The sequence below is a fragment of the Pseudoalteromonas sp. BZA4 genome (genome assembly GCF_040104395.1).
Taxonomy (GTDB): domain Bacteria; phylum Pseudomonadota; class Gammaproteobacteria; order Enterobacterales; family Alteromonadaceae; genus Pseudoalteromonas.
This window is the reverse complement of the sequence record NZ_JBECOT010000126.1, coordinates 1-2,750: the sequence shown is the minus strand read 5'-3', so window position 1 is coordinate 2,750 and position 2,750 is coordinate 1. Positions and strand designations below refer to the sequence as shown.

The window sequence follows — 2,750 nt, the reverse complement described above, 5'->3', positions numbered from 1 at the left end:
CAATCGCCAACTGGTTGAAGCGATGATCAAAGTGAAGGCGCTAAATAAGATCAACACCCTTGGTCTGCCTAAATATCAGTAAGTTAAGTGAGTTTATTAGAGAGCTGCATTTGATCAACAAGGCCTATTGAACGTGGCTACGACCGTAAAACAGTTAATACCACGGCAATTCTTATTTTAATTTTAATCGCTGTATCGGTGATTTATTTTATTAGCTGGCGGTTAACAATTAATCGCGAAATTGCAAAGCGTAAAGAAGCTGAAGAAGTGGCGTTGATTAAGCTTAACTTCACCCAAAAACTCATTGACGACTTGCCCACTATGGTGGTGATACAAGATCAGCATCAAAAACGCGTTATGTGGAATCGTGCCTACAAAGAAAATTTTGCGCACCTGTGGGATGAAAATAATCAATATTTGCGTGGCGATATTAAAGTCGTAAAAAAACTGATTTCACAAAATGAGCAGAGTTTGAACTCTGGCAAAGTCATTAATCAGCATATTAATTACACCAATAAAGCAGGCAAAGAATTGGAGCTGCTTTACAGTAAAAAGCCTTATTTGGGCTTAGATGGTGAACTAGCAGGCATAATGACAGTACTTACAGATGTTACCGAGCATCGCCACTTGCAGCGTGAGAATAAGTCAGTTCAACAGCTCCTGCAAACCATCACAGATACCATACCCGGCGGCGTATTCCAGTATGAGTATTATGACAACGGTGAGGGGTGTTATACCTATATAAGTAAGGGTGCGCAAAGTTTATTAGGTGTCACTTCACGCATGATTAACCAGCGCGGTATGACGGGATGTATTTCGCCCTTTATTGTTGATGAAGATCGCGTGCAAATCGCCAAAAGTTTTAAAGCCGCGACAAAACAAAACAAACTGATCGATATTGAGTTTCGGATAAATAATCTCGGTCAGCAAATTTGGTGTCGTTATATTGCTAATGCTGAAATTAATAAACGAGACGATAAGCAAGGTGTTCGTTGGAATGGTATCTTGCTCGATATTAGCTTACTGAAACGTCAACAAGCAGACTTAAGTAAAGCTACTCAGCTTGCACATCAAGCTGATCTAGCAAAAAGCCGCTTTATTGCCACTATGAGTCATGAATTAAGAACGCCAATGTCTGGGGTAAATGGCTTTATAGAGTTGTTAAAATCATCACCGCTTGATGAAGAGCAGCATTACCTCGTTGAGCACATTGATAACTCTGTTTCAAAGCTGCGAACCTTAGTTGATGATATTTTATATTTTGCAAACACCAGTAGTGGCAAAATTGAAGTAGAGTCAAGAGAAGTTGATTTAGAAGCACACCTATGCCGTGTTATGCGTGCCCACGAATACCACGCTAAACAAAAAGGGCTGATGTTCAATATAGTATGGCGTACTGCTGCCTATACTTTAGCTTCGGTAGATATAAGTCATTTAATGCAAGTCCTTTCTAATGTTCTAAATAACGCCGTAAAATTTACAGAGCAAGGCAAAATAAGCTGTGATGTGTTATTTGATAAACAATCATTGAAAATTGAAATATCAGATACAGGTAAAGGTATGACTGTTGAGCAGCTTGCCAATATATTTACCCCTTTTGAACAAGCAGATAACTCGATTCAACGACGTCATGGAGGTACAGGCTTAGGCTTGAGCTTGGCAAAGCAACTTGTTGAAGCTATGCAAGGTGAAATATCCATTTCAAGTACTTTTGGTAAAGGTACTAATGTGTACATCTCTATGCCGCTTAAAAAAGTCAGTAAACATAAACTGCGGTCTATATCAGTAAATTGGGCTGTGTGCACTCAAAACCAACAATTAATAAATAATCTAGCCAGTATGGGTGTAAAGCATCATCAATTGAACTGGCCAATTGATAAAGAGGCATTTCAAGAAGCTGATAACATCCTTATAGATGAAAGCTATGTTAAACAGGTTTGGGGAGCTAATTGGCAGCAATCAATCAGTGTTGCTAACAACAACTACATTTTAGTCGCAAGCCCTAAAAAGACCCTTTTATCGACAAATTGCAACTGTCATGTTTTACCTTCAGAGCCATTATATCCAGATACATTGCGAGAACTTATAAATAGTGCTCATACTAACTCTGATGATGGCGTTCCTGTACAGAGTGTTCCGTTTCACGGACAAATATTAATTGCCGAGGATAATAAAACAAATCAGCTATTACTCGAAAAGCAATGCCAGAAATTAGGGATTAAGGCAGTTATGGTTGATGATGGTATAGCTGCACTTAGAGCCCTTGAAACAGGGCAGTATGATTTATTATTAACTGACTGCCATATGCCAGACTTAGACGGATTTAAATTAACTGAACAGTTACGCAGTCAAGATAAATTCAAGGCTTTGCCAATTATAGGTTTTACCGCGGACGATTCTCAAGAGTGTTTAAATACAGCCTTAAAGTCAGGAATGAACTGCGTTTTATTTAAACCATATAAACTTAATGAGTTATATAATCGATTAGTCGAGTTTATAGATTTAAATAGTGAGTCTTTGCAAGACAGCAAAGATAATGCCGATATAAGCATACAAGGTATAAAAGATAAACAGCACTGGTTAAATGTATTTGGTAATGAGAATGATGCAAAAATGTTAGCGGAAGGGCCTTGTTGATCAAATGCAGCTCTCTAACAAATTCACTTAACTTACTGATATTTAGGCAGACCAAGGGTGTTGATCTTATTTAGCGCCTTCACTTTGATCATCGCTTCAACCAGTTGGCGATT

1 protein-coding gene is annotated in these 2,750 nt (G+C 38.3%); it reads left to right on the top strand.

Annotation, left to right across the window (positions count from 1 at the left end):
- Window positions 1-198: 198 nt before the first annotated feature.
- The gene (locus ABMY41_RS21600) at window positions 199-2,637 is read left to right on the top strand and encodes an ATP-binding protein (RefSeq protein ID WP_349276237.1); all 2,439 of its coding nucleotides are present in this window, start codon (window positions 199-201) and stop codon (window positions 2,635-2,637) included.
- Window positions 2,638-2,750 lie beyond the last annotated feature (113 nt).